Source organism: Tellurirhabdus rosea (assembly GCF_026278345.1).
In the GTDB taxonomy this organism is placed as follows: domain Bacteria; phylum Bacteroidota; class Bacteroidia; order Cytophagales; family Spirosomataceae; genus Tellurirhabdus; species Tellurirhabdus rosea.
This window is the reverse complement of the sequence record NZ_CP111085.1, coordinates 558,449-579,595: the sequence shown is the minus strand read 5'-3', so window position 1 is coordinate 579,595 and position 21,147 is coordinate 558,449. Positions and strand designations below refer to the sequence as shown.

Genomic DNA, 21,147 nt, shown 5'->3' with positions numbered 1-21,147 from the left:
GCCGGTCCCGGAAACCCGGCGAAAGCGGGTTTGGCGCAACAAAAAAAGGCCCGTCGGGGCAGGTCGGATCGTTGTCCGCCTAACCCCGACAGGCCAGCCTGATTTGTGTGGATGTGGTTTTGGAATGCTTAGTTCTTCGTCGCGATGATCGTGAACGCGGTGCCGTCCTCGTCTTCGCCTTTGATCGTCATTTTGTCGCCTTTTACCTGGCCCACTTCGTCGCTGTCCACGCGCAGGCCGATGGCTCCGCCGCCGGCATCGGTCAGTTCTACATCGCCCACGTTGCCGACCAGAAATTCGCTGTTGTCGGCTTTGGCCCGGATGTTAAAATCCATGTTGACCGTCGAAGCCGTGTGTTTGGTCACTTCGATGCTGCCTTTGATGTTGGTCTGGCTGGCCGGGTACGTTTTGCCGCCCATCGTCAGTTCCGTGTAGGTGTAGTTGCCCGCCACCTGCGTGGCCTTGTCGGGAGCAGCCGGTTCGGTTTCTTTCTTACAGGCGGTAAACGAAGCGGCTGTCAGCAGAGCCAGCAACACGGTGCGACGGGAAATGAAAAAGTTTTTCATGGCTTTTGATTGAATTGGTATGGTTATCAAGAGGAAAGTTCTGTCCGGAAGTGCGTTCCGATGATGCAAAGGTGGAGCAAGGCCGCCGGTCCGCGAAGCTGATCCTGTGCAAAGCCGCAGGAATAAAGCCTCAACTGTACGATTCGGGGTTTGAAATGGAATGGCCAAGCGCCGAAAGCGATGCGTTGTGGGGCTTATCTGGCTGGTGATGGACGCAGCACTCCGGAACCGGCGGTGGCCCTACAGTTCATACCCGGTCCGGTGCAGTTCACCCCTTCGACCGGGCGTTTCAGCCGGGAAAGCGTTTCGGACCGGGAAGCGGGCGGCTAGTTTTGACAAAAAATCACGTCACTCTTCGCCAATCACCCATGCATCCTTTCTTACGAAACTTATTCACCACCGCCGGACTGCTTACCGGGTTTCTGACAACGGCACTGACTCCGGTACAGGCTCAGTCGGGCAAGAACTTTCAAATGGGGCTGAAGGTCGGGGCCAACTTTTCCCAGCTCAATACGCTGGAATTTTCCACGCCCCGGCTGACTGCCGACGGCCTGCCGGTGATGTCGGGGGGCAGCATCGTGTACGATTTTTTCCAGAAAAACGACTCCCGGACGACGGGCATCGTAGGCGGCATCTACGCCCGGTTCGGCCGAAAGCTGTATCTCCAGCCGGAAATCCTGTTTTCGGCCAAAGGCGGCAAGTTCAACCTCGTCCGGCAGGGGCTGGAAACGCAGTCGGTCAACGTGCGCTTTTCCACCATCGACATTCCGCTGCTGCTGGGGCTGCGTCTGGGTCCGCTCCGCCTGAACGCCGGACCGATGGCCTCGCTGCGGGTGACAGAGAGCGGCAGTCTGAAAGAAACCCTCAGAACCTATACTTCCCAGTCGTTCCGCCAGACGGTGGATAAAGCCCTCTGGGGTTATCAGGCCGGTATCGGGCTGACCATCAGTGGTATGCAGCTCGACCTGCGGCACGAAAGCGATCTGAACGGCCTCGCGGGGATCATCACCAAGTCGCCCGCCAACGACGGCAGCGCCTTCAATCGTACCGGTTTGTGGCAGTTGACCGTCGGCTTTGGATTGTAGTCGAGCTATTCATTTTCAGCAAGATGTTCACAACACGCTTTATTACCATTCTATTTGGCGGATTGCTCTTTCAGACCGGGACAGTTGAGGCGCAGACGCTGGCCGACAAGGCGCCCGGCCTTCGACAACATTCTGCCCCAAACGTAATGAATCAGGAGGAAACGGTTGAGCGAACGCCCCAGCGGGTGCTGCGCGGCGAGAAAATTGCCCAGTTTCTCTGTGTAAGCTGTCATGCCGACAACCAGAACCGCCTGACGGGCAAGCGCATGACGGATGTTCCTAAAGCGTTCGGGAAGATTTATTCGAGCAACATCACCCAGCATCCCACAACGGGCATCGGTGCCTGGTCCGACAGCGATCTGCTCCGGTTCCTGCGCACCGGTCGCCGCCCGAACGGCTCCCTTGCCCCGGCTATGCCGCGTTTTCCGCTGATGGCCGACGAGGATTTGCGTTCCATCGTTGCCTGGCTGCGTTCGGATGCGTTCCCGGTTCAGGCCAGTGAACAGCCCGCTCCCCGGTCGCGGTACAGTCTGCCCGTGAAACTGATAGCTAAAAAAATGTTCAGGCCGCTGCCCATGCCCCAAAAAGTGATTCTGGTGCCCGACAGCACCGATTCGGTGGCCTTCGGCCGGTACGTTGCCGACGGCATGGTGGGCTGCTTCAACTGTCACTCGGCGGGCCTTACCCGGCTGAATCCGCTGGAGCCGTCCCGTTCCAAAGGGTATTATGGCGGAGGCACCCGGCTGATTGGCGAAAATGGCAAGCCAGTCTACTCGTCCAATCTGACACCGGACCGGGAAACGGGAATCGGTCGGGCCTATACGCGGGAAACTTTTGTCCGGGCGGTGAGGTGGGGCGTGGGGCACGACGGCAAGCCGCTTCGGTACCCCATGATGCCGCACGTTACCCTGACCGAGCGGGAGGCCGGAGCTATCTACGACTATCTGCAAACCCTGACGCCTGCCCGGGTCAAAATTCCGAAAGGCTAAGGGGCATTAACCGAAAAGGGGCAGACTTTGCGAAGCCTGCCCCCTGGGTACGGATCGTGTTCGGGATTAATCCCGGGCGTTCGCTTCTTCATCCTGGAGCGACGCGCCGGTCATCCCACTGTGGGTCACTTTTCCAACGGTCGGTTCGCCAAGGGGCGTTGACTCGGAACCGTCGAGCGCGTAGGCAATCTTGCTGCCAAGATCGTCGTCGTCGGTCGGGTCCGGCGCCACCTGGGACGGAATCCGGCCCGTGCCGTCTGCCGGAGTCAGGTCGGTTTCCTCCTGACTGGGCCGGGGTGTAGTCTGGTCGATAATCTCCTCGTCAGCATTCGGATCATTGTCCATGCCGGATGGAGTTCCTTTCAGCGGATGTAACAGGGGATTGTTCGCCGGGTTCATAACGTTATCCTGATTTGGTTGAGCAATCGGTGGCCCGGATGCCTGTAACGGAAATACCTTCCCGGCCTACCGGGAATCCGGTAAGCCATCGGGGCACTGCCAATACAACGGGTGTAGGTGTAAAACTATATTGGACGGGTAGTGTTTTGGTAGACAACCGTTTTCCCGAAAAAAGCGAACCGTCACCGCGTCAGCACTTCCCGTAGTTGATAAGCTAACTTTTCCAACAGCCGACTATTATCCGTTTGAATCTCGGCCGTGGCCGAAAGGCCGGTTTTGAACGGGATCCGGCGATGAAAGGTTGTCTCCAGGCCGTTTGGAAGGGCCACTTTCGCCAGAAAAACACTGTCCTTGAGTGGTACTTCCGCAATGGCGGTAATCCGACCGCGCACGGCTCCAAACTCGGCGTAAGGATACCCGGCAAACTTCACCAGTACCTGCTGACCAATTTTTACTTTTCCAAAGTTCACCTGCGGAACGCGCAGCTCACCATAATACGCAGTGCTGTTGGGTGCGATGTAAAACAGTTCCTCGCCGTTTCGGACCGGATGCCCTTCTTGCAGCAAAACCGAAAAATGCACCCGGCCAGCCATCGGAGCCGTTACGACGTAGCGAGCCTTCCAGCTTTCGACGGTGCTTTGGAGCGTGTGCAAGGCCTGTATGAACGCCGCCCGTTGTTCGTCGACCAGTTTGTCCAGTTCCAGAATTTCCTTTTGCTTAGCGCGCTGGGCGGTTTCGTTGTTAATCAGCGCCGAAAGCGTTTGTTGGTAAGGAAGCTTGCGCGAAAGATTTTTGCTTTCTTCGCGCTTCAGGTCCAGCGGTGCAATCACTTTCTGCCGGGCCAGACTTTGCTGAATATCGAAGTCTTCCTGCGCCAGCCGCATATCCTGCGCCTGAATGGCTTGCTGTTCGCGGAGGTTTTGGGCTAAGGCCTGCAAGTCCCGGATTTCCTGCTGCAGCAGCGTCCGCTTGCGGGCGTAGAACCCATTGGACAGATAAGCTTGGAGTTCGATATGGGTTTTCTCGAACGTCTGAAAGGCCGCCTGCACCTCGCCTAAGCTGTGGAAGGTTGTCAGGTTCAGGTGCCGCAGCGGTTCCAGATTGCCCCGGCGCGTGGTACGTTGGAGGTTGATTAACACTTTTTCCAACCGAAGTAGCTGCGCGTGGTCGGCGGTGTTTTCGAGCCAGGCCAGCCCCGTTCCGGCCTGAACGTCCAAGCGTTCGCGAGCAAAAAGCCGCACTAGCCGCCCTTCCGACCGGGCCAGCACCGGCTTGGGCGCGTTGACGGAAGTCAGCCGAAACGACGACTTTACCAGGTCGGGGTAGCGAATGACCCAGGCCGCCGTAAACAGCAGCGCCACCACCGCAAACACCATCGTGATGCCCCAGCGTAGGGGCCAGGCGGGCGGGCGGCTCAGAATTTCGTGGACTTCTTCGGAGCGGAGTTCGGGCAGGGTAGGGGTCATGGTCAGTTTTACATTCCTAATTCCAACTGATTTTTTACCAACTGCCAGTACTCGCCCCGGCGGGCGGTCAGGTCGGCATGGGAACCCAATTCGGTCAGGCGGCCCCGGTTGAGCACGGCGATTTGATCGGCATTACACACGGTGCTTAAGCGGTGAGCGACCACTACGACCGTCCGGCCACGTCCGTGGTGGCCGCGAAAAAACTCTTCTAAATTCTGCATGATAACGGCCTCGTTGTTGGCATCCAGCGCGTTGGTAGCTTCGTCGAAGAAAATAAACTGCGGGTCTTTGTAGACGGCCCGTGCGATAAGAATTCGTTGCCGTTGCCCCTGGCTGATGCCGTTGCCTTCGGCCCCCAGTTTGGTGTGGTAGCCCAGCGGCAGGGTGTCGATAAACTCCCGCAAATTGGCCACCCGAACGGCATGTTCGAGCAGACGCAAATCGACGCGTTCCACGCCCATGGCAATATTGCGGGCCAGCGTATCAGAGAACAGAAACCCGTCCTGCATCACCACGCCGCATTGCGACCGCCAGAAGGCGTGGTTCAGGTTGGACAAGGCTCCCTCGCCTAGGCGTATGTTGCCCTGCCCCGGCTCGTAAAACCGCAATAGCAGTTTAAGCAGGGTCGTTTTGCCGCTGCCGCTGCTGCCCACAATGGCCGTGGTGCGCCCGACCGGGATGTCGAGCGTAATATCGTTCAACACGGGTTCGTTGCCCGCGCCGGGATATGTAAACGATACCTTTTCGAGCCGCAGGCCTTTTTGGTCGGGCAGTTCGGTGAGGCGGGGGTGGTGGGCCGGTTCTTCGTCGGGCAGGGAGTGAATTTCGGCCAGGCGTTCGAGGCTGATTTTGGCGTCCTGCAACGCCTGCGTAAAGCCAATCAACTGCTCCACCGGGCTGTTCAACTGCCCCAGGATGTACTGCACCGCCAGCATGCCCCCCAATGTGAGGTTTCCCTGCATGACGGCCTGCGCCGCCAGAAACGTAATTAGAATATTCTTCCCTTCATTGATGGCGAACGCCCCGCCCTGTTGAATCTGTCCCAGCGCCAGCCCGCGCATCTGCAACCGGAACAGCCGGGCCTGAATCCGTTCCCAGCCCCAGCGCATGGGCCGCTCGGCTCCGGCTAGCTTGATTTCCTGCATTCCCTGGATGAGCTGCACCAGACTGCTCTGGTTTTTGGCCGCCGCGTCGAACCGCTTGTAATCCAGCTTGCGCCGCTGCCGCAGGAACAGCATCACCCAGCCCACGTAGAGCAGACTCGCCGCGCCGAAAATCCCGAAGATAGTCAGGTTGTAAGAGGCCAGCACCACGCCGAAAATCAGCAGGTTGAGCAGCGAGAACAGCACGGACAGGGTTTGGCCGGTCAGAAACGACTCAATGCGATGGTGGTCGCCGATACGCTGCATGATGTCGCCGAACTGCTTGGTATCGAAAAATGACACCGGCAGGCGCATGAGCTTGGCCAGGAAATCGGACAGAATGCTGAGGTTGATACGGGTGCTGATGTGGAGCAGAATCCAGCTTCGGATAAATTCGATGGACAGCCGCCCGGCCATTAGGGCGAGCTGAGCCGCCAGCACCAGGTACACAAAAGGCAGGTTTTGGGTGTTGATGCCCACATCGACTACCGACTGGGTCAGAAACGGAAACAACAGCTGCAGACCGCTGCCCACGGCCATTCCCAGCACCAGTTGAACCAGCAGATGGCGGTGTTGCCAGAGGTAACGCAGCACCTGCCCGAAGCCGTAGGTAACCGGCGCGGCGGAATCTTCCTCTGTTTCGTAGAACGCCGGGGTGGGTTCCAGCAGCAGCACCACGCCTTCTTCCTGGCCATTTTGACCGGATGCCAGCCAGCCCGCGCAGAACTCCTCGGCCGTGTAGGTAAGCAGCCCGCCGCTGGGGTCGGCCACGTAAACCGTGCCGCGGCGGTTGCCGGTTGTGCTCGTTTTCAGGCGGGGCGCGGGGTAATTATTTTCCTGACGGTCTTGGGTGAACGTCTCGGCGGGTACGGCCTCCAGGGAAGGGACTTTGCGTCCGCCCCGGATGACAGTCATCCAGGGAGCGGGTTGTTTGATGCCGTAAACGACCACAAAGTGATTTTGTCGCCAGTGAACAATGCAGGGTAGCGGAGCTTCGGCGGCAAGCTTGGCAAAAGGAATTTTAGCCCCGATGGTGCGGAAGCCAATGGCCTCGGCGGCTTCGGCGATGCCGAGCAGCGACACGCCGTCTTTCCCAATCTGCGCCTTCTCCCGCAGGGACTGGGCCGTAAACGCCCGCCCGTAGTGTTTGGCCACCATGCGCAGGCAGGTGGGGCCGCAATCCATTTGGTCGAGTTGGCGGTAGTGGGGAAAGTTAGGCATGACTTTCAGGGTGTTGAATACGCTTATCTTTTTTTCGCAACAAAGCATACGCATCGAACGTGGAAGAGGTTTTCATGAGTCCTAATGCTACGAGTTGCTGCCAATCTTTATAGCGTACAGATTGAGTATTCGCCAGGCATAAATCCGGCTCTTCGGAGAGTTTTCGATTAAAATCTTTATAGTAGGCGGCCTTGTTAAAATGCTCTTCCCGAACGCTTTCTTCCGCTGCCTCCTGCACAAAATCATGCAGGAATTTCGTGTGAAAGACAACGCCCTGAACGTCACTTACTACAGCTCCATTGATGGCGTGCATCCCCTGACCCAGATAGGTGTCGCGGGTATTCTTAAACAACGGATACTTATTGAGGGAAGTAATCGGCGAACTGATGCCAAACACCCGTTCGCGCATGCCGCCCGTATAATGCGTAGAAGAAAACGTTTGCCACCGTTTTCGGTCGAAGTAGGGAAAGATGACTTCATAGTGAAACGTATCAAAAAAAGGTGTAGTTGCCAAAGGGTTACTGCCCGGCTCATAGAGTGCATTTTTAACCGGTTTATCCGAATACATATCAAGCAGTAGGGCACGCATGGCCGTATAACCGGAACTTTCCAGGAAAGAGCAGAGTTCGGGAAGCCGAATTGTATCCTCGTGAGGAAAGGACAAGAGTTCATCAATATCTACGACGACACACCAATGATTTTTGCCGTATTTCTCCAACAGATATTCCATCCAATACCAATGGTTTTTGTAACTGTCACTTGTCTGAAATACGTGTACGTTTGAATAAGATGAGGCTAATTTGGCTGAACCGTCTGTAGAATTGTTGTCGATGAGAATAAAACGATCTACGCCTAAATTAGAATAATGACTCAAAAAATACGGTAATCGCAAAGACTCGTTACGCATAAGAGCAAAGAGGCGAATTTCCGATACTTGATTTGATATAGGGTGGCTATGGAACGGTTTTATGGAATTTATGCATTTAATTCGTGCTCTGTTATGGAGAATACGATTCCAGTACAATTGCCAAGCTTTTTGACTTTGATTGAGCCAGGTTAGATAGGTATACCTCAAATTTATATTCACCATTTATGCTATTTATTATATGATATATTTAAAAATAATTAAGCATTTCAAAGATTATGAATTAAAATATAAAATTACATATAATGAAGCATTAAACTGTATTAAACAAACTTCCTTTTAAAGAAGTTAGTACCTATTTTTGCACCTGATTCTGGTATTTTTAACAAGTCAATAACCTATTATAAGGCAGTCAAGGGATATTTTTTTCAAATTAGGCTTTAGATGAATGTAGAATAGTTTCACTGAATTGATTTCAGGTAGACTGGTAAATGTTCTAATCAAGCAATGAAGAAGATCTTGACTGCTCCAATACAGTTAGCCTTCAAACAATCTGTCAATTCTTAATCTTTACTTTAACCGCTTGCTTTTGTTTTACCAACCTGTTATAAATATAAGCTATGATGAGAATAATTAGTAGTCCAATCAGTATAAATTGTTTTCCTTGAGTTGTAATTCTCCAAGTCTGCCAGTTGCCTTGCTGATCAAGGGTTACACTTAAAAATTTCCACCTCGCCGGGGCTTTTCCGGAATTAAAAAAACCTGCATAATCATATATTGGCTTTATAACCTCCTTCCCAGTTCTATCAACAAACCCCCACTTATTACCTTTTTTAATAACCCCAAGCCCTTCATTGAAATATTGTGCCTGATCATACACAGCCCGTATCCGCAATATTCCGTTTGTGTCTACATAACCCCATTTTCCGTTTACTGAAACACAAGCTAATTGATGGTAAAATGGTTGAGCTTTGGAATAAGCAAAGGGAATCCGGATTCTATTTGTTGCGTCAACTGCCCCCCATATTGTATCTTTTTTAACCCAAATACGGTTTTTGCCTGCTATTACTATTGAATCATATTGTATTGGAATTACTACCGACCCGTTACTTTTTCGTATATAACCGTATTTGCCTTGTTGGCCAACCATCCGCAAACCCTGCCAATCCGTCTGCTTATTCATGGATACGAAAGAATATATGGGGGGGACGATTTCCTTTCCATTTGTGTCCAAGAATCCATATCTGCCTTGCCTACTGTACATTCTCAACTCGCCCTTTTGAAAGACCTCTATAAATTGATAGCGAGCAGGTATTAGTAGTTTTCCTGTATGATCAATATAATTATCAAAATTATTTCCATCATAATCATTTTTATTTGGATTAATATCAACTCTTGCTAAGCCCCCTTCAAAGCCTTGTGCTGCAAGATATCGATAGGGAAAGACTATTCGATTCATCTTGTTGATAAATACGAATTTTTCATCTTCTGAAATCACCCAAGCCACACCTTCTTGAAACTCACCAACCGCTTTATATTTAAGTGGAATTGATGTTTCTCCTTTTGTATTAATGAAGCCATGTTCTCCTTCAAGTGCAAAAGATTTACACTCGCGTCTGTCCCAGCAACTCGTACAATACCCTCCTATCACTACTTCAGCTAATCCTTCACTAAAACGGCTAATATCATCATACATAAGTGGAACAATTACATGCCCTTGCCTGTTGACAATGCCTGCTTTCCACTTACGCTCAATCCTGACTGGATTTATTGTATCATTATAGTACCGCTTAACGACAAATAAATCTTCTGTCGGCGTAATTATATCATACTGTTTACGCCAGGAAGAGTCTGGCTCAGATACAGATAAAAGTAGTAGTAAATTTAAGGTTATACTGAGCATGGTAGTAAAGTTTTATAGCAGAGCCTAAGCGTAGTGCTACGCTTAGGCTCTCAGTTAATTATGCTTTGGAGGCAGTACACGGTTCACGGCCACCTGTATTTTTTGGGTTGCTGCAGTAAGTAGTAGCCGTACTCTGACTAGTAGATTCAAACTTCGTCGACATTGCACCATTACACCAGCAACGATAATAAGCACCCCCCCTCACATTTTTCATTTCTGACCTTGTCAGAGCCGCATTCGAAAATCTTGACAACATAGTTTTAGATGTTAAATGTTAAACAATTGATTTATATGAATTGGCCAATTCCGTAGGTTTAGTCGGTGCCGGAAGAATGCGGCATAGGATTTCCATATCGTTGAGCGTGTACGAAAGCGGCAGTTGCCGTCCGTTTAAATAGATTGTGGGCGTTCCAGTTACCTGCGCTAGCTCGCACCAGCGGGCGTGGAGTTGTAGTTGAGCTGTGGCGTCGCCGTACGCAGCTGAGGTGGTGATAACCTTGCTCCACTCTTGTGCATCCCGGAAGCGGCCGTTGTACCAGAGATGCATAGCTCGTTCGGCTTCTTCTGGGGAAAGGGTTAGCAACTTTTGCGTTATAGGCACAGAAGCCGGGGAGCCGATAAATACAAGCTGACAGCTTACGGCATCGGTACGGCTCATTAAGGCTTCCAGATCAGGATGCAAACGTCGGCAGGGGCCGCAAAGCGGGTTGGTTACCACGGTCAGGACATGCGCGGCGGTTGGATTACCTATGTTTATAACCCGCATCTCTTCAAAAACAGGCGGCATTTGCGGTTGTCGGGCAAAGAGACTTTCGACATAGTCGGGGTTAAACTTGGCCCGCTGCAACTCCCGGCGGAGCGGAAACACCCTGGCGGCCTCCTGCAGGGGCTTTTTCATCCAGGTCCATAGCACAATTGGAAGCGTAAACGAAAGGGCAAATACCGCAATTAGTTCTGAGCTAACCGCCAGCGTTGCCATCTGCCAGTATGTTAGACCCAACGCAAACTCTACCCACAACAAAGCCTGCACGGCTACACAAAGCGTACACCAGTATTTGGCTACAGCATATTGATAATAAATGGAATAGACGGTGTAGGGCAGGGCCAGCGCGTTAAGCACCAACAGCCACGCCAGCACAGAAGGAAGGGCTGTACCCTGCCCAATCAGGAGCGCGAGGGAGGTGCCCGAAAAGTAAGTAAATCCTATTTCGGACCAACCCAGCCAACCCCAAAGTTTAGCTGCTTCAGAGGTCAGTACGCTGTTGCAGTCGGTTCGGTTATCGAGGCTGCAAAGACTGCGGAGCAGGTTGTTGTCAGTGTCGATGGTATACCACAGTAACAGGGTTGTTACGACGATGCCGATCACTTTGGCCGCAAGCAGTGCCGGAAGGGTCCAGTCATTGAAAAACGTTTGCGGCAGGGCCAGCGAGCTAACGCACCACAGGCACAGAAGCAGGCCACCCATCACAACCGGCATCCGGGCGTTAGCCATAAGCTGTTCCTTCTTTTTCTGCAAGTAAGCCGCTTCGCCCGAGGCTTCGTTCGGTTCCATCAGCAAAACCACGTGGTTCCACTTGCGCGAAAAGTCGGCCAGGCTTTCGGTTTGCCAGCCCCGGTTGGTGTCGAGCCATTCTACCCGCTCGGCCGTTGCTTTCCGAATAGGGGCAAAATAGCCGCCGTTCACCTCCAGATAGGCCATAGCCGGTAGCGGTATCTCGGTAAGTTGTTCACTATACACCCGCGTTGCCAGATTGGGGACGTTCCACTCGGTCAGCACATCGCTCATCGCCAGCAGCGACGGGAAATCAGGGTGCAGGTATAACTGCTCTTTGACCGAGGCCGCCGTTATGGGTAGCTTAACGGCCTCAATCAGATAGACCAGCGCATCGTAGGCGTTTTTTTCAGCGGGCGTTAGCTTCATGATGGGCAAGGAGTAAGAGTGAGTTTAGGGTCTGGGTTATTTCAACGTCGTTATGGGAGGTTTCGATGTCATTTTTGAACTGTCGTAACCGCGCCTTGAAGGCTTTATCATCCAACAGGCGTTGTAATTTGTCGCGTAATTGAATGGTGCCTTCGGTATGAAAAACGCCCCGCAATCCCAGGCCATGATGCGCTACTTTCAGGGCGTTGCCGGGTTGGTCGTAATGCGGGTCGAGGGGGTAAACCAGCATCGGCACTTCGTAGTAAATGCTTTCTTTAATAGAGCCAAAGCCGCCGTGGGTAATGAAGATATCGGCCTGCTGTAATACCTGCAACTGCGGCACCCGGCTGAAAAACCAGACATTACCGGGTTGCCGGTGCCACGCCCGGACGGTCTGGATGACCAGGTGATTGACGGAACAAACCAACTGAACGTTTTCAAGGCTACTGACCACCTCCAGCAGGCTTTCGATAAAGGTCAGCAGCGTGCGGTCGGGACCTTGATAAAACGTGCCAAAACTGCAATAAATCAGCCGTTGTCCTTTGCTTAGGCCGCTTTTGATTTGCGGCCATGCGGCGGCAAAGGCCGGATCGAGTTCGGTATCCTGCCGATGTTCACGCATACACAACCCCAGGTAGTGCTGATTCGGCTTACGGATTTGTGGCGAAAATTCAAATGCTATTGGTGCCAGCAAAATTTCCGGCACGTTGGCAAGCAGCAGCGTGACGGTGCCATCAGGAGCTACTGGAAAATCGGGAAGGCTTTGGGCAAGTTGCTGAAGGTGTTTCTGTTGCCTTACTACCGTATGCCGTAGCAGAGCCGCTTTAGGGTGCCGCAGCCAATCCGCTAAGGTTTTATGACAGGACGTTTTGGGTGGTGTCCAAACCGGCGAAGTCGGCCAAATGCCTTCCGAGACTGCCGGAAACCCGGCTACCCGATATGTAGAGGGCATAGGGTTAAAGAACAACAACGAAAATTCAGCCCGGCGAGGGTGCATGACCCAAAAGTCGGTACACGTAAACAAGTCAATAAGAACAGAAACGGGCTTTAGCTGGTCGATCAGGGCGTATAACTCCCGTTGCCGGAACGCATACACCTCACTGCTGCGGTAGGCTTTCAGCAGACGGCGATAAGTGAGTTTCTGTTTCCGGCTTGCCAGAAAGCCGCTTTCCTGATGGTAGCCTACCCGCCATTCGGAGTTCCGCACGACCCGGTAGCCATTTTGCGTGACGATGTCGGCGATTATATCGTTGGTAACGGCATAAACCACGTCATACTGTTGTGCCAGCTGATCGGCCAGAAATAGCGACGGCAGGACATGGCTACGAATGGAGGCGGGTAAGATAAGCACTACGGGCTTTTCCGTCGGCTGGACACGACTTGTGTCCAGTACCGCCGCTGCGTTATCCTGGGGAAGCGTCCCGAAAAAGCCCGCCATACAAAGGGTTCGTTTTGGTTAAGGAGTACGAACCAAAGGTGAAAGCTTTTTATGTAGGCTCCAATCGAAAAAATGATAATTTCAATCAATAAAATGATAATTCGTCACGTTATTGACAATCGTTATCAGTTTTGGGGGCTTGCCTGTTCAACTCCCGACGCAGGGCTTCGTTCTCGGCTTCGAGCTGCTGCACGCGCTGCTGTAGCAAGAGTATTTGCGCCTGTTGTGAGTCGGTGAGGGCCTGATACAGTTGCTGGGCGGTATAAGTAGCCTCACTTTTGGGTGACGAATCGGTTTGAAGTTTCTCCTGCAGGTCGCCGGGAATCAACTCGGTCACGGGCACACCAAAGAGCTGTGCCAATTGGGAAAGAGAACGGGCATTAGGCAGGGATTTACCACTTTCCCAGTTACAATAGGTACTTTGCGAAATACCAAGCCGTTCGGAGATAATTTCCTGAGATAGTTTACTCTTCAGCCGGAGTTGCCGCAGGGTCTGACTAAGTAGCATGGGTGGCAGGGAATTGCTTCTATACCGGTCGATACCAAATGAGAAATGTATCAGCATTTGGGTATACAAGCAATGGCTCCCCGCGTGAAATGACCAAAATCCTGCGCGAAATCACCACACTTTTGAGTGAACGGCAAGAATAGGGATGAGGTATGAGGTGGCTTCGCCAGGCAGCACCGTGACCGGCGAAGCCACCTCATACCTCCTACCTCGTCCCGGTCGTGTCCGGTGCCTCGGCGGGCAGGGTGGGCGGCGCCTCAATGTCCAGCGAGTCGGACGCGGGGCTGTCAACGTCGGTCGAATCGGACTCGTCGTCATTGCCTTCCTCTTCGTCGTACCCGCCGCCGCAGTTCATGTAGTCTTTCGTGATGGTAATACCCGGTTTGGGGAACGGCCCCTGGTAAAGCCCGACGGATTTGTCGTCGTATACTTTTTCCAGAAAACGCCCGACCAGCGGCAGCGCCGTTTTGGCCCCTTCGCCGAGATCGGTGGAGCGGAAGTGGATGCTGCGGTCGTCGCCGCCTACCCAGGCCCCGACTACGAGGTCGCGGGTGACGCCGATAAACCAGCCGTCGGAGTTGTTGGAAGTCGTGCCCGTTTTGCCGCCGACTTCGTTGTTTTTGGCAAACAGGTCGAACGACCACAGGTTCTGCGACGTTCCGCCCGGTTCCTGCAGGCCGCCTTTCAGCATGTGCAGCATCAGAAAGGCCGTTTCTTCCTTGATGGCCTGTTTGCGCTCGGGCACAAATTCTTCGATCACCTTCCCATTGCGGTCCTCGATGCGGGTCACCAGCAGCGGTTCGGTATATACGCCGTTGTTGGCAAAGGTGCAGTAGGCCGCCACCATTTCGTACAGCGACACGTCCGACGAACCCAGCCCGATGGACGGCACCGCCGCCAGCGAACTCTTGATGCCCATTGCGTGGGCCGTCGCCACGACCTTCTGCGGCGTAGCAACCTCGTTGGTCAGGTGGGCCGTGACCGAGTTGATTGACCGGGCCAGCGCCCGGCGCAGCGTCAGGTTGGAATACGAAAAGTAACCGACCGAGTTTTTCGGCTCCCAGACTTTCTCTTCCCCGTTTTCGACGTACTCGGCCCGGAATGGCTCATCCCGAACCCGATCACAGGGGCCCATGTTGATGGTCGAGTCGTTGATGACCGTGGTGTAGACGAACGGCTTGAAGGTGGAACCCGGCTGGCGTTTGCCCTGCTTGACGTGGTCGTACTGGAAGAAGTTGTAATCCAGCCCGCCGACCCACGCCCGGATGAAGCCCGTATGCGGGTCCATCGCCACCATGCCCGCCTGCAGGAAGCGTTTGTAATACCGGATGGAATCCATCGGAGAGAGCAGGAGGGTGTCCACGCCGTTTTTCCACGAAAACACCGGCACCTTGTTTTTCTTCTCTTCCATGTAATACTTCACCGAGTCCGGCTGGTTCGGGAATTTGGCGACCAGCGACTTGTAACGTTCGGTCCGCTGGGCCACTTTTTCGATGAAGTTTTCGATCACCTTGCCGTCTTCGTCCCGCCACGGTTGCTGATCCCGCCAGTGGTTGTCGAAGGTCCGCTGCAGCTGCTTCATCTTTTCGGCGGTCGCTTCTTCGGCATAATTCTGCATGCGGGAGTCGATGGTGGTGTAGACTTTCAGCCCGTCGGTGTAGAGGTCGTAGCCGTTTTTCTCGCCCCATTCCTTGACAAAATCGACGACGGCATTCTTGAAATAGTTGGCCGGACCCGAGTACGGATTGTCGGGTTTGAAGCGGGTTTTGAGCGGCAGGGCCTTGATGGAATCGGCCTGGCCGGCGGTCAGAAAGCCATATTTGGCCATCTGCCCGATCACGACGTTCCGCCGGTTTACGGACTTCTCAAAATTCCGCTTGATGAGCGGGTTGTAGGTCGTGGTGGCCTTTTGCAGACCCACCAGCACGGCGGCTTCCTGGATGCTGAGGCTGTCGGTCGATTTGCTGAAATAGGTGCTGGCGGCCGTTTTGATGCCGTAGGCGTTGCTGCCGAAATCGACGGTGTTGAAATACATCGTCAGGATTTCCTCTTTCGTGAAATTCCGTTCGAGCTTGATGGCCGTCAGCCATTCCTTTGTCTTGTAAATAATCGGCCGGACAATCGGAACACTGTACAGCAGCCCCCGTGATTCCTTACGGCGGGTTTTGAAGAGGTTCTTGGCCAGCTGCTGGGTGATGGTACTGCCGCCGCCTTCGCGGTTGCCGGTCAGAATGCCGAACACCGCCCGCCCGATGCTCCGGGTGTCGATGCCCGAGTGTTTGTAGAACCGGATGTCTTCCGTAGCGACCAGCGCGTTGATCAGGTGCGGCGGCAGGTCCTTGTATTCAACGGGCGTCCGGTTCTCGGTGAAGAACTTGCCAATCAGGACTTTGTCGTAAGAGTAAATCTCCGAAGACTGCGCTACTTTAGGGTTTTGCAGATCTTCCACGCTCGGCATACCTCCGCTCAGATACAGGAAATTGGTCTCAATGCAGAAGATGTAAAAGGCAAAGGCAAGAAAGAAGTAAACGGTAGCCTTCCAGAGTTTCCAGATGGGCTTGAAATACGGTGACTGGGTATCAAATTTACCAATAAGACGACCCCGAACCCGTTGCCGGGAGGAGCGGTAGCCGCCAATCCACGAATCAGCCCGTTCCTTTCCGACAATGGCGGTAGCAAGGCGGTAAAAGACGGTGAAAAGCGCACCGCCCACTCGTCCGAAAACTGCCCCAATTCCACGCCGGAAGGCCCGAAGCCATTCCCCCATTTGACTCATGCGTACTGTTGTGTCTGTTACAAAAAAACGACCCGCCGGTTTTTCGACAGGTCGCCAAATATAACGGTTTTTCGTTGGGAAATAGTACGGGAAAAGTAGTCGTAAGTGTTGTAAGTCGTAAGGGCTCCGCAAGACCGGGATTGAGGGGCAGCCCTTACGACTTACGACTTTCGACTAATCACTTACCACTTACGACTATTTTTTGACAAACTCCAGCGCCGCCCCGTTGATGCAGTACCGCAGGCCGGTGGGCTTGGGGCCATCGTCGAACACGTGACCGAGGTGGCCGCCGCAGGTGCCGCACAGGACCTCGTCGCGGACCATACCCAGCGATTCGTCTCGGTCCTTCACCACATTTTTTCCAATGTAGGTGTAAAAGCTCGGCCAGCCCGTTCCCGATTCAAACTTGGTGTCGGAGGCAAAAAGCGGCGTTTTACAGGCGGCGCAATGGTAGGCACCTTTTTCCTTGTTCTTGTTCAGCGGGCTGGTAAAGGCCCGTTCGGTGCCTTTTTCGCGCAGAATGTAATACTGCTCGGGCGTCAGGAGCCTCTTCCACTCGGCGTTGGTCTTGCTGACTTTCCACTTGCCGGGCGGGTCGTCCTGCGGTCGGTCGGTTCTGTTAAGGCCGGCGTCGTTGGCCCAGACGAGGGCGCCAATGAGCACCACAAACGTAACCAGAAAAGCGGTTAACCAGTTTTTTGTTTTCATGTGTATGAGTTGTTTTGCGGTGTAAGGTTGAGGGTTTGGGGTAACTAGTTTAGAGTTTATGGTTTAGGGTTTATAGTTGCGCTGCCTCTTTACAAACTTCTCATTGAGGCAGCGCAACCCTAAACTATAAACCCTAAACTATCAACTATTGACCCTACCCTATTAACCCCAAACGCTTCACAATAAATCCTGAACCAGCCCTCATGCGTTTGTTTTTCCCAGGACCACCATCGTGCTCATGGTCGGGGTGGGGCTGCCGCCGCGCTTCTCGACGGTGATTGCAAAGGCGTCGGCGCGGGGGAACGCCTTCTGCGTCCGGACCAGGTGCTGCCAGTCGTCAATTTCGAATACGCCCGCATCGACCGGTTTGCCGTCCACAATCGCCCAGAGCTGGTATTGCATGAACTCGGGCGGGCGCACCAGTGAATCGACTTCCAGCTGCACTTCCCCGGACTGCGGATTCCAGAAAAGCGTCACGGCTTTGGCCTGGTCCTGGGCCACGGGGTCCAGCCGGATGAGCCGGGTTCCGGGCCGCCGGACTAGGGCGAGCGTCTGTTCGGACCGCTGCTGCTGAACCTGAACGCGGCGGAAGTCCTGTTGCAGGGTTTCGTTACTGCTTCTTAATTCTGAAACGGTTTGCTGGCTGTCTCTTAACTGAGACAGGAGGTAGAGCGAGAAAAACAGCAGTGCCAGTCCCGTGGATGCTGCCACGACCCAGCTGAAACGGTAAGTGGGTCGGGAGTTGGGCCCCCAGAGCGGACGGACGGGCGTTTCGGCTTCAGCTTCCATTCCCTCGGAAGCGGCCACTACTGGCACGGCCTTGTCTTCCTGAGGAGTCTGAAAGTCCAGTTGTTTGAGCAAGTTTTCCTTAATAACGGCGGGCGGGTCGCGGCGCAGGGTCAGGGCGTACTGCTCCATAGCCACGGAGAGGTCGTCGAGTTCCTGCTGGATTTCGGGGTAGATGCCGGAAAGGCATTCCACCTCGCGTTTCTCCTGCGGGCTGACGGTTCCGAGCACATACGCTTCCAGAATACCGGACTCTATGTATTCCTGAATGTTCATCGCTTGAATATCTTTTTCAAATCCTGCAAAGCGGCTCGTACACGGGTTTTGACGGTCCCAAGAGGCAGGCCGAGCAGGTCTGCTGCTTCTTCATGGGTATAGCCTTTAAAATACACCAGATCAATGAGTTCCTGCCGTTCGGGCTTCAGCTGACCGACCTTATCCGACACATCCATATGGTCCGGATTCGGCTGGGTAGTATGCACTTGTCGGTCAATTGTATATACGACATTATCCCCGTTTTGGATTGACTCTGCCGGATGGGAGGTACGAAGCGAATCGATGGCCGTATTCCGGGCAATATTCAGCAGCCAGGTGAAGAGGCGGCCTTTTGAAGCATCGTAGGAACCGATATTACGCCAGATCTTGACAAACGCGTCCTGCAGGACGTCGCGGGCGATCTCTTCTTCACGCACAATCCGGCAGACGACTCCGTAGAGGGCCGGACTGTACTGGTCGTATAGCTGATGAAATGCCTGCTCGTTCCGTTGCCTGAGCTGCTCGACCAGGCGTTCTTCGGAGAGTGGAGGATAGGAATGTTTCAACGTTTTCTACCAGGTAAGATAAAACTGAAAAACGGCTATTGGGATAAAAAACAGCAGTTTGACGGCAAGATAAATCATTTATAGTAATTGTAACGCCAAAACGGCATTAATGCACCTACTGTTTTGGCAGCGGTTCACTTCTGGCATTTTCCGGACGAAAACTTGCCCTAAAAACTTGTATATTTGCACCCTCAAGAGACTTATTCTCCCTTACATGCAGTTGATTGATAACCGCTATCAGATTCAGGGCGTGGATGTCCTGTCGATAGCCGAGGAATTCGGCCTGCCGTTGTACGTGTACGACGCCGAAAAGATTGTGGAAAAAATCGGTCTGCTCCGGTCTGCTTTTGCCGGGGTCAACCTGAAGATAAAATACGCCGCAAAGGCACTGACCAACGTGGCGATTCTGAAACTGATGCGGAGCCGGGGCGTCGAACTGGACGTGGTGTCGTTCAACGAAGCACGGCTGGGCCTGCTGGCGGGTTTCGAGCCGGGCCAGATGATGTTTACGCCGAGCGTGAATTCGACGGACGAAATCCGCGAAGCCATCGAAGCCGGACTGCAAATCAACGCCGACAGCCTGCCCCTGCTCGAATGGCTGGGCCAGCAGTACGGCAGCCAGATTCCGGTCTGCATCCGCGTCAATCCGCACATCTCCGAAGGAGGCAACATCAAAATTTCGACCGGTCATGCCGATTCGAAGTTCGGCATCTCCATCGAACAGCGGGCCGAGATGCGGGCCGTGGTGCAGAAATACGGCATCCCCGTCGTGGGGCTGCATATCCATACCGGGTCGGATTTCAAAAGCGCCGGAGCGTTCCTGAAAGGAGCCGAGGTGCTGTTTGACCTGGCTGCGGATTACCCGGACCTGCGTTTCCTGGATTTCGGCAGCGGCTTCAAGGTCGCTTACCGCGAAGGCGACTACGTGACGGATGTGGAAGAACTCGGTCGGCAGGTGTCCGCCGCTTTCCGGGATTTCTGCGACCGCTACGGCCGCCCGCTGGAACTCTGGTTCGAACCGGGTAAATTTCTGGTCAGCGAAAGCGGCGTGCTGCTGGTGCCGGTCAACGTCGTGAAGGAAAACCCGACCCGGACCTTCGTCGGCGTGGACTCCGGCCTGAATCACCTTATCCGGCCGATGATGTACGACGCCTACCACGACATCGTGAACGTGTCGAACCCGTTGGGGACGCCCCAGACCTACACGGTCGTCGGCTACATCTGCGAGACGGACACCTTCGGCACCGACCGGCTGCTGGGCGAAGTGCGGCCCGGCGACGTGCTGGCGCTGAAAAATGCCGGGGCCTACGGCTTCAGCATGAGTTCGAACTACAACGCCCGGGTCCGTCCGGCCGAAGTGCTGGTCTACGAAGGCCAGGCCCACCTGATCCGTCGCCGCGAAACGTTCGAGGATCTGCTCTCGACGCTGGTGCCGATGGAGTTTGAAGAAGAAATTATTGTCAAATAGGGCTGACACCCTTTTCAGCCTAATACACACAACCATGGGACGCGCATTTGAATACCGTAAAGCCAGGAAATTCAAACGGTGGGGCATGATGGCGAAGACCTTCACCAAAATTGGAAAAGACATTGCTCTGGCCGTGAAAAGCGGCGGGCCGGACCCCGAATCCAACGGGCGTCTGCGGGCAATCATCCAGAACGCGAAGGCGGCCAACATGCCCAAGGAAAACGTTGAACGGGCCATCAAGAAAGCCTCATCCAAAGAGCAGGAGGATTACAAGGAGATCACCTACGAAGGATACGCCCCGCACGGCGTAGCGGTGGTGATCGAAACGGCCACCGACAATCACAACCGGACGGTCGCCAACATCCGCAGCTATTTCAACAAACTGGGCGGGTCGCTCGGCACCTCGGGCATGCTCGATTTCATGTTCGACCGGAAATGCGTGTTCCGGATTGCCGCGGCGGACGTTGACCTGGAAGAACTGGAGCTGGAAATGATCGACTACGGCGCCGACGAACTGATGCTGGACGAAGAGTCCGGCGAAATTGTGATCTACGGCGACTTCACCGCTTTTGGAGCCATCCAGAAATTCCTCGAAGAAAAGAAGTTTGACATCAGGCAGGCCGAATTTGAGCGGATTGCCAACGACTACAAGGAATTATCCGAAGAAGAAGCCGCCGACGTGGAAAAACTGCTCGAAAAAATCGAGGAAGACGAAGACGTGCTGAACGTATACCACAATATGAAATGAGTTAAAAATTAAGAGTTAAGAGTTAAAAGTAGGCTCCGCTGATTCAGGGTTCTGGTGCAGCGGAGCCTACTTTTAACTCTTAACTCTTAACTCTTAACTCTTAATTTTTAATTCTTAACTCTTCCCGCTCCGGCCTTTCCGAGGCAACGTCGTACGGTATGCCCTCCAGGTCCAGCTCATCCACAAAGGCGGCGTACTGCTCGACCGTGAACAGGTAGAGGTTGGGGTGCGGTTCGTTGAAAACCTCCACTTCCGTCAGGGCTGCTTTCTTCTGCAACTTTTCGTACTGGGGCTGGGAAAGGTCTTCCTGTCTGATAATAAAATACCACATTCCGAT

At 53.8% G+C, this 21,147-nt stretch carries 19 protein-coding genes; 4 read left to right on the top strand and 15 right to left on the bottom strand.

The annotated features are described in order from the left end of the window. Positions 1-128 precede the first annotated feature (128 nt). Entirely contained in the window at positions 129-566 is a 438-nt protein-coding gene (locus tag ORG26_RS02360; protein ID WP_266366918.1) for a hypothetical protein, read from the bottom strand. Between the two features lie 368 nt (positions 567-934). Here ORG26_RS02360 and ORG26_RS02355 point away from each other — a divergent pair, with 368 nt between their 5' ends. Together ORG26_RS02355 and ORG26_RS02350 are read left to right on the top strand one after the other, a co-directional pair. Beyond that, positions 935-1,651 carry an outer membrane beta-barrel protein gene (locus ORG26_RS02355; protein WP_266366917.1) on the top strand — a complete coding sequence of 239 codons (717 nt, stop codon included), beginning with the start codon at positions 935-937 and terminating at the stop codon, positions 1,649-1,651. 146 nt (positions 1,652-1,797) lie between these two features. Next, positions 1,798-2,640: a c-type cytochrome gene (locus ORG26_RS02350; RefSeq protein ID WP_266366916.1), complete on the top strand. Its 843-nt coding sequence runs from the start codon at positions 1,798-1,800 to the stop codon at positions 2,638-2,640. Positions 2,641-2,706: 66 nt separating this feature from the next. Here ORG26_RS02350 and ORG26_RS02345 read toward each other — a convergent pair whose 3' ends face one another. The 13 genes from ORG26_RS02345 to ORG26_RS02290 all read right to left on the bottom strand — a co-directional run bounded on the left by ORG26_RS02345 (position 2,707) and on the right by ORG26_RS02290 (position 18,594). After that, positions 2,707-3,039 carry a hypothetical protein gene (locus tag ORG26_RS02345; RefSeq protein ID WP_266366915.1) on the bottom strand — a complete coding sequence of 111 codons (333 nt, stop codon included), beginning with the start codon at positions 3,037-3,039 and terminating at the stop codon, positions 2,707-2,709. Between the two features lie 182 nt (positions 3,040-3,221). Next, a complete protein-coding gene (locus ORG26_RS02340; protein ID WP_266366914.1) occupies positions 3,222-4,505 on the bottom strand; it encodes an HlyD family secretion protein in 1,284 nt (427 codons plus the stop codon). A gap of 8 nt (positions 4,506-4,513) precedes the next feature. After that, complete coding sequence (locus ORG26_RS02335) at positions 4,514-6,868, bottom strand: peptidase domain-containing ABC transporter (RefSeq protein ID WP_266366913.1); 2,355 nt, start codon at positions 6,866-6,868, stop codon at positions 4,514-4,516. Further along, positions 6,861-7,775: a glycosyltransferase family 2 protein gene (locus ORG26_RS02330; RefSeq protein WP_266366912.1), complete on the bottom strand. Its 915-nt coding sequence runs from the start codon at positions 7,773-7,775 to the stop codon at positions 6,861-6,863. The genes ORG26_RS02335 and ORG26_RS02330 overlap by 8 nt, the downstream gene beginning before the upstream one ends. A 514-nt stretch (positions 7,776-8,289) precedes the next feature. Further along, entirely contained in the window at positions 8,290-9,636 is a 1,347-nt protein-coding gene (locus ORG26_RS02325) for a WG repeat-containing protein (protein ID WP_266366911.1), read from the bottom strand. A 58-nt stretch (positions 9,637-9,694) separates the two neighbouring features. Next, the gene (locus ORG26_RS23625) at positions 9,695-9,892 is read right to left on the bottom strand and encodes a TIGR04149 family rSAM-modified RiPP (RefSeq protein ID WP_407704808.1); all 198 of its coding nucleotides are present in this window, start codon (positions 9,890-9,892) and stop codon (positions 9,695-9,697) included. Positions 9,893-9,910: 18 nt separating this feature from the next. Then, positions 9,911-11,557 carry a vitamin K epoxide reductase family protein gene (locus ORG26_RS02320; RefSeq protein WP_266366910.1) on the bottom strand — a complete coding sequence of 549 codons (1,647 nt, stop codon included), beginning with the start codon at positions 11,555-11,557 and terminating at the stop codon, positions 9,911-9,913. Continuing rightward, positions 11,538-12,995 carry a glycosyltransferase gene (locus tag ORG26_RS02315; RefSeq protein WP_266366909.1) on the bottom strand — a complete coding sequence of 486 codons (1,458 nt, stop codon included), beginning with the start codon at positions 12,993-12,995 and terminating at the stop codon, positions 11,538-11,540. The genes ORG26_RS02320 and ORG26_RS02315 overlap by 20 nt, the downstream gene beginning before the upstream one ends. A 109-nt stretch (positions 12,996-13,104) precedes the next feature. Then, on the bottom strand, positions 13,105-13,503 hold the full coding sequence (locus tag ORG26_RS02310) for a helix-turn-helix domain-containing protein (protein ID WP_266366908.1): 399 nt from the start codon (positions 13,501-13,503) through the stop codon (positions 13,105-13,107). 205 nt (positions 13,504-13,708) lie between these two features. Beyond that, the gene (locus ORG26_RS02305) at positions 13,709-16,279 is read right to left on the bottom strand and encodes a penicillin-binding protein 1A (RefSeq protein WP_266366907.1); all 2,571 of its coding nucleotides are present in this window, start codon (positions 16,277-16,279) and stop codon (positions 13,709-13,711) included. Positions 16,280-16,474: 195 nt separating this feature from the next. Further along, positions 16,475-16,987 (bottom strand): peptide-methionine (R)-S-oxide reductase MsrB, encoded by a 513-nt coding sequence (gene msrB, locus ORG26_RS02300; RefSeq protein WP_266366906.1) that lies wholly within the window; start codon positions 16,985-16,987, stop codon positions 16,475-16,477. Between the two features lie 201 nt (positions 16,988-17,188). Next, positions 17,189-18,049, bottom strand: a complete 861-nt coding sequence (locus ORG26_RS02295; RefSeq protein WP_266366905.1) for an anti-sigma factor — start codon at positions 18,047-18,049, stop codon at positions 17,189-17,191. Beyond that, positions 18,046-18,594, bottom strand: a complete 549-nt coding sequence (locus ORG26_RS02290) for an RNA polymerase sigma factor (RefSeq protein WP_266366904.1) — start codon at positions 18,592-18,594, stop codon at positions 18,046-18,048. The genes ORG26_RS02295 and ORG26_RS02290 overlap by 4 nt, the downstream gene beginning before the upstream one ends. 214 nt (positions 18,595-18,808) lie before the next feature. Here ORG26_RS02290 and lysA point away from each other — a divergent pair, with 214 nt between their 5' ends. Together lysA and ORG26_RS02280 are read left to right on the top strand one after the other, a co-directional pair. Next, a complete protein-coding gene (gene lysA / locus ORG26_RS02285) occupies positions 18,809-20,062 on the top strand; it encodes a diaminopimelate decarboxylase (protein WP_266366903.1) in 1,254 nt (417 codons plus the stop codon). A 34-nt stretch (positions 20,063-20,096) separates the two neighbouring features. After that, positions 20,097-20,810: a YebC/PmpR family DNA-binding transcriptional regulator gene (locus ORG26_RS02280; RefSeq protein ID WP_266366902.1), complete on the top strand. Its 714-nt coding sequence runs from the start codon at positions 20,097-20,099 to the stop codon at positions 20,808-20,810. Positions 20,811-20,910: 100 nt separating this feature from the next. Here ORG26_RS02280 and ORG26_RS02275 read toward each other — a convergent pair whose 3' ends face one another. Continuing rightward, complete coding sequence (locus ORG26_RS02275; protein ID WP_266366901.1) at positions 20,911-21,141, bottom strand: hypothetical protein; 231 nt, start codon at positions 21,139-21,141, stop codon at positions 20,911-20,913. Between the last annotated feature and the right edge of the window lie 6 nt (positions 21,142-21,147).

Coding starts and splice junctions, on each gene's coding strand:
- ORG26_RS02360 (WP_266366918.1), bottom strand. CDS start 566: ATGAAAAACTTTTTCATTTCCCGTCGCACCGTGTTGCTGGCTCTGCTG.
- ORG26_RS02355 (WP_266366917.1), top strand. CDS start 935: ATGCATCCTTTCTTACGAAACTTATTCACCACCGCCGGACTGCTTACC.
- ORG26_RS02350 (WP_266366916.1), top strand. CDS start 1,798: ATGAATCAGGAGGAAACGGTTGAGCGAACGCCCCAGCGGGTGCTGCGC.
- ORG26_RS02345 (WP_266366915.1), bottom strand. CDS start 3,039: ATGAACCCGGCGAACAATCCCCTGTTACATCCGCTGAAAGGAACTCCA.
- ORG26_RS02340 (WP_266366914.1), bottom strand. CDS start 4,505: ATGACCCCTACCCTGCCCGAACTCCGCTCCGAAGAAGTCCACGAAATT.
- ORG26_RS02335 (WP_266366913.1), bottom strand. CDS start 6,868: ATGCCTAACTTTCCCCACTACCGCCAACTCGACCAAATGGATTGCGGC.
- ORG26_RS02330 (WP_266366912.1), bottom strand. CDS start 7,775: ATGCGTAACGAGTCTTTGCGATTACCGTATTTTTTGAGTCATTATTCT.
- ORG26_RS02325 (WP_266366911.1), bottom strand. CDS start 9,636: ATGCTCAGTATAACCTTAAATTTACTACTACTTTTATCTGTATCTGAG.
- ORG26_RS23625 (WP_407704808.1), bottom strand. CDS start 9,892: ATGTTGTCAAGATTTTCGAATGCGGCTCTGACAAGGTCAGAAATGAAA.
- ORG26_RS02320 (WP_266366910.1), bottom strand. CDS start 11,557: ATGAAGCTAACGCCCGCTGAAAAAAACGCCTACGATGCGCTGGTCTAT.
- ORG26_RS02315 (WP_266366909.1), bottom strand. CDS start 12,995: ATGGCGGGCTTTTTCGGGACGCTTCCCCAGGATAACGCAGCGGCGGTA.
- ORG26_RS02310 (WP_266366908.1), bottom strand. CDS start 13,503: ATGCTACTTAGTCAGACCCTGCGGCAACTCCGGCTGAAGAGTAAACTA.
- ORG26_RS02305 (WP_266366907.1), bottom strand. CDS start 16,279: ATGAGTCAAATGGGGGAATGGCTTCGGGCCTTCCGGCGTGGAATTGGG.
- msrB (WP_266366906.1), bottom strand. CDS start 16,987: ATGAAAACAAAAAACTGGTTAACCGCTTTTCTGGTTACGTTTGTGGTG.
- ORG26_RS02295 (WP_266366905.1), bottom strand. CDS start 18,049: ATGAACATTCAGGAATACATAGAGTCCGGTATTCTGGAAGCGTATGTG.
- lysA (WP_266366903.1), top strand. CDS start 18,809: ATGCAGTTGATTGATAACCGCTATCAGATTCAGGGCGTGGATGTCCTG.
- ORG26_RS02280 (WP_266366902.1), top strand. CDS start 20,097: ATGGGACGCGCATTTGAATACCGTAAAGCCAGGAAATTCAAACGGTGG.
- ORG26_RS02275 (WP_266366901.1), bottom strand. CDS start 21,141: ATGTGGTATTTTATTATCAGACAGGAAGACCTTTCCCAGCCCCAGTAC.